Source organism: Herbaspirillum lusitanum P6-12 (assembly GCF_000256565.1).
GTDB lineage: Bacteria > Pseudomonadota > Gammaproteobacteria > Burkholderiales > Burkholderiaceae_D > Herbaspirillum > Herbaspirillum lusitanum.
This window is the reverse complement of the sequence record NZ_AJHH01000356.1, coordinates 1-4425: the sequence shown is the minus strand read 5'-3', so window position 1 is coordinate 4425 and position 4425 is coordinate 1. Positions and strand designations below refer to the sequence as shown.

Annotated in this window: 4 protein-coding genes and 1 pseudogene; all 5 read right to left on the bottom strand. The window is 64.0% G+C overall.

Annotated elements, in window-relative coordinates:
- Window positions 1-110: 110 nt before the first annotated feature.
- A complete protein-coding gene (locus tag HLUSI_RS31535; protein WP_083830907.1) occupies window positions 111-314 on the bottom strand; it encodes a hypothetical protein in 204 nt (67 codons plus the stop codon).
- Window positions 314-1427, bottom strand: a pseudogene (locus HLUSI_RS28170) (CaiB/BaiF CoA transferase family protein). The gene HLUSI_RS31535 and the pseudogene HLUSI_RS28170 overlap by 1 nt, the downstream one beginning before the upstream one ends.
- A 3-nt stretch (window positions 1428-1430) precedes the next feature.
- The gene (locus tag HLUSI_RS0111395) at window positions 1431-2813 is read right to left on the bottom strand and encodes an MmgE/PrpD family protein (RefSeq protein WP_040503394.1); all 1383 of its coding nucleotides are present in this window, start codon (window positions 2811-2813) and stop codon (window positions 1431-1433) included.
- A gap of 10 nt (window positions 2814-2823) precedes the next feature.
- Window positions 2824-3993, bottom strand: a complete 1170-nt coding sequence (locus tag HLUSI_RS0111390; protein ID WP_016834104.1) for an acyl-CoA dehydrogenase family protein — start codon at window positions 3991-3993, stop codon at window positions 2824-2826.
- 45 nt (window positions 3994-4038) lie between these two features.
- Window positions 4039-4425: hypothetical protein (locus tag HLUSI_RS28165; RefSeq protein WP_016834103.1), on the bottom strand; the 387-nt coding region annotated here is incomplete at its 5' end.

The following is a 4425-nucleotide window of genomic DNA, read 5'->3' as shown; positions in this document are numbered from 1 at the left end:
GGGGGGGGGGGGGGGGGGGGGGGCCAGCGCCTTATCGTAGCGGTCGGGCCGGTTGGCGGGAACGAACAAGTAAGAACGTGCGAGCGGCGAAGTGGACACGACAGCAGTCATCACACTGCTCCGCGTGCGCGCAAAACGTCGATCTCGGCCTGCGCATAACCGAGCTTGCCGAGAATGGCGTCGGTGTGCTGGCCAAGCGCCGGGATGGCGTCCATACGAGGGGGGGCCAGCGCCTTATCGTAGCGGTCGGGCCGGTTGGCGGGAACGAACAAGTAAGAACGTGCGAGCGGCGAAGTGGACACGACAGCAGTCATCACACTGCTCCGCGTGCGCGCAAAACGTCGATCTCGGCCTGCGCATAACCGAGCTTGCCGAGAATGGCGTCGGTGTGCTGGCCAAGCGCCGGGATGGCGTCACCAGCGCTCGCGCGCCGCCAGTTGCGGGTGCTCCCACAGGTCTTGCATGGTGTTGACGCTGGCGTTGGCGATCTGCGCCTGGTCAAGCCGCGCCACCACTTCCTGCGCCGTCAGCGGCGTGAACATGTCGAGGATCAGCTTGCGCAATTCGGCGCGGTTTTCGTGACGGCGCGAGTTGGTCGAGAAGCGTGCATCCTGCGCCAGCGCCGGATCCTGCAAGACGGATTCGCAGAACACTTTCCATTCGCGCTCGTTCTGCAGGCCCAGCATGACCACCTTGCCGTCGCCGGCGGTGAACGGGCCGTAGGGATAAATCGTTGCGTGCTCGGCGCCCGAACGCAACGGCGCCGATGCGCCCTGGTAAGCGTAATACATCGGGAAGCTCATCCATTCGGTCAGCGACTCCAGCATCGACAGGTCAATGTGGCTGCCTTCGCCGTCCCGACCGCGCTTGATCAGCGCCGCCAGGATGTGTGAGTAGGCGTACATGCCGGCGGCGATGTCGGCGATCGAACACCCGGCCTTGGCCTGCTCGTCGGCAGTGCCGGTCACCGACAGGAAACCGGCTTCGCTCTGGATCAGCAGGTCGTAGGCTTTCTTGTCGCGATAAGGACCGTTCTCGCCGTAACCCGAAATGTCGCAGACGATCAGGTGCGGATTTTTCCTGTGCAGCACCGCCGCCGACAGGCCGAGCCCGGCGGCGGCTCCCGGCGCGAGGTTCTGCACCAGCACGTCGGCTTCGTCCAGCAGCTTGTCGATGATGGCTTTGCCGTCTGCATCCTTGAGGTTGAGCGTAAGGCTTTCCTTGGAACGGTTGGTCCAGACGAAATGCGAGGACAATCCGTTGACGCGCTCGTCGTAGCCGCGTGCGAAGTCGCCCACGCCGGGACGTTCGACCTTGATCACGCGGGCGCCCATGTCGGCCAGCTGGCGCGTGCAGAACGGCGCGGCGATGGCGTGTTCCAGGCTGACGACGGTAATGCCTTCGAGAGGACGGGTGGACGGCATCATGGTTTATCTCGCGAATAAGTTGTTCAATGCATCGTTCATGGCCGGCGCCGCATGCAGCTGCCAGGCGTGGGCGATGATGCGATCGGTTTCCTGCGGCGTGGCGGAGTTGGAGAAGCGGATCAGCCGCTGCGCCTTGTCTTCCAGCTCGGGACGCGACAAGGTGTTGTCCGGGTCGCCCTTGGGCACGTCGACGGCGGCGCTCAGATGACGGCCGTCAACGGTGTCGACCTCGACGCGGCCAAGCCAGCGCGCCGGATAGGCGGTGTTGACCTCGTCGTCCAGCGTCATCCGGACCTTGTCGCGGAATACGCCGACCTTGCCGTCCTGCAGCGCATGCTGTTCGAACTCGCCCAGCCCTGCACTCTGATGGACGGCAATCAATCCCAGCACGGTACCCATCGAGAATTTGGCCTGATGCACGGTCTGCGGATTGACCACCGGTCCGAGCACGTCGATGGCGCCCTGATGCACCCGCGTATTCACGGCGGCGATCTGGTCGTGCTGCAGGCCTTCGCGTTGCATCAGCAATTGCAGCGCGTCGGCGGCCGGATGCGTATGGCGGCAGGAGGCGTGGAATTTGAACGAGGTCTCGGCGGTGGCCCAGCGTTCGCCGAGGCGATCGGTCAGCTTGGCCGGGTCGGCGTCGGTCGACATGCCTGCGGCCATGCCCTGCGCACCTTCGAGGATCCGTTGCGCACCGGTGAAACCATCGCGTGTGATGTAGGCGGCCAGCAAACCGTCGGCGGCGGCTTTGCCGGTATGCAGTTGCTTGGAGTCGGCGGCGTCGCGCAAGAATTCCCACAAACCGGCTGCCTGCGTACCGGCCGAACCGAGCGCATGCAGGAATTGATCGGCGTTGAAATCCATCAGCTTGCCGACTGCCACCGCTGCGGCCAGGGTGCCGGCCGTGCCGGTGGTGTGGAAGATGCGGTAGTGCGAACGGCCGAGGAACTCACCGATGCGGATGCCGGCTTCGTACCCCGCCACTGCCGCCACCAGCAGGTCGGCGCCGGATTTGCCGAGATCCTGCGCCGCCGCCAGCGCCGCCGGGAACACCACGGCCGCAGGATGGAACACGGAGCCGTTGTGGACATCGTCCTGCTCCACCAGATGCGACGAGGCGCCATTGACCAGCGCGGCGAAATAGGGCGAGCTGTGCTTGCGATTGACCAGGATGGTGCTCGGCCCATCAGCCGGCCCCATCTTGTCGACATAACGTTCCATGATGTCGATCTGGCGCGCGCCCTTGCCGGCCAGCGCCGAAGCGAACCAGTCGAGGTAGAGGTCTTCGGTGCGCGCGATCACGGACGCCGGGATGTCGTCATAGCGCAGGCCGGCTAGGAATTCGCTCAGCACGCGTGACGGATGGGAAGAATTTGCACTCATGTCCGGTTCCTCAGAAAGACCGCGGCAGGCCGAGGATGTGCTCGGCCACGTAGGAATAAATCAGGTTGGTGGAAATCGGCGCGACCTGGTACAGGCGCGTCTCACGGAACTTGCGCTCGACGTCGTATTCGCAGGCGAAACCGAAACCGCCGTGCGTTTGCAGGCAGACGTTGGCGGCTTCCCACGAGGCCTTGGCGGCGAGGAACTTGGCCATGTTGGCTTGCGCGCCGCAGGGCTGCCGGGCGTCGAACAGCTCACAGGCCTTGAAACGCATCAGGTTGGCGGCTTCCAGCTCGATATAGCTGTCGGCGATCGGGAATTGCACGCCTTGGTTCATGCCGATCGGACGGTCGAACACCACGCGCTCCTTGGCGTATTGCGCCGCCTTCTCGATGAACCAGTAGCCGTCGCCGATGCACTCGGCGGCGATCAGCGTGCGCTCGGCGTTGAGGCCGTCGAGTATGTATTTGAAACCCTTGCCCTCTTCCCCGATCAGGTTCTCGACGGGGATTTCGAGGTTGTCGAAGAACAGTTCATTGGTCTCGTGGTTGACCATGTTGAGGATCGGCCGTACCGACATGCCGTTGGCGATGGCGTGCTTGAGATCGACCAGGAAAATCGACATGCCTTCCGACTTCTTCTTGACCTGATCCAGCGGCGTGGTGCGCGCCAGCAGGATCATCAGGTCGGAATGCTGGATGCGCGAGATCCACACCTTCTGGCCGTTGACGACGTAGCGGTCGCCCTTCCTGACCGCGGTAGTCTTGATCTTGGTGGTGTCGGTGCCGGTGGTCGGCTCGGTCACGCCCATCGACTGCAGGCGCAATTCGCCGCTGGCGATCTTGGGCAGATACAGTTGCTTCTGCTCGGCGGAACCATGGCGCAGCAAGGTGCCCATGTTGTACATCTGGCCGTGGCAGGCGCCGGAGTTGCCGCCGGTGCGATTGATCTCTTCCATGATCACCGAGGCTTCGGTCAGGCCAAGTCCGGAGCCGCCGTACTCGGCCGGAATCAGCGCCGCCAGCCAGCCTGCCTTGGTCAGCGCGTCGACGAATTCTTCCGGATAACCGCGTGCTTCATCGACCTTGCGCCAGTACTCCGGCGGGAAGGTACTGCAAAGATCGCGCACGGCGTCGCGCAAGTCCTGATAGGCGTCCGGCGAAGAGGACTGAAGGGACATCGATGGTTCTCCTGCTGATTGGTTGAAATGACTGGATTTTCTTCGTCAGGCCAGCACGGCTTCGGCCTGCATCGCCAGTTCGCCGCGCAGGTTCTGCGCCCACAACTCGGCACGCTTGCCGTCGGCCGACAACTTGCCGCAAATCTCGAAGGCCTCGATGTCGAACAGGCTGCCGACGGCGCGGAAGTTGAACTCCAGCAGGCGCGCCAGCGGCAGGCTGCGACCCAGCAGATCGACCAGCAGCGTGGCGATCAGCGGACCGTGCACGATCAGGCCGGGATAGCCTTCTACGCCGGTGACGTAGCTGCGGTCGTAGTGAATGCGATGGCCGTTGAAGGTCAGCGCCGAATAGCGGAACAGCAGCACCGGATCGGGCTCGATGCGACGGCGCCAGTCGGCTTCCGCCGGGGCCTGCTTCGGTGCCACCGGCGC

What these genes read in the sequence shown, in the direction of transcription:
- HLUSI_RS31535 (WP_083830907.1), bottom strand. Translation starts at nt 314, where the DNA reads ATGACTGCTGTCGTGTCCACTTCGCCGCTCGCACGTTCTTACTTGTTC.
- HLUSI_RS0111395 (WP_040503394.1), bottom strand. Translation starts at nt 2,813, where the DNA reads ATGAGTGCAAATTCTTCCCATCCGTCACGCGTGCTGAGCGAATTCCTA.
- HLUSI_RS0111390 (WP_016834104.1), bottom strand. Translation starts at nt 3,993, where the DNA reads ATGTCCCTTCAGTCCTCTTCGCCGGACGCCTATCAGGACTTGCGCGAC.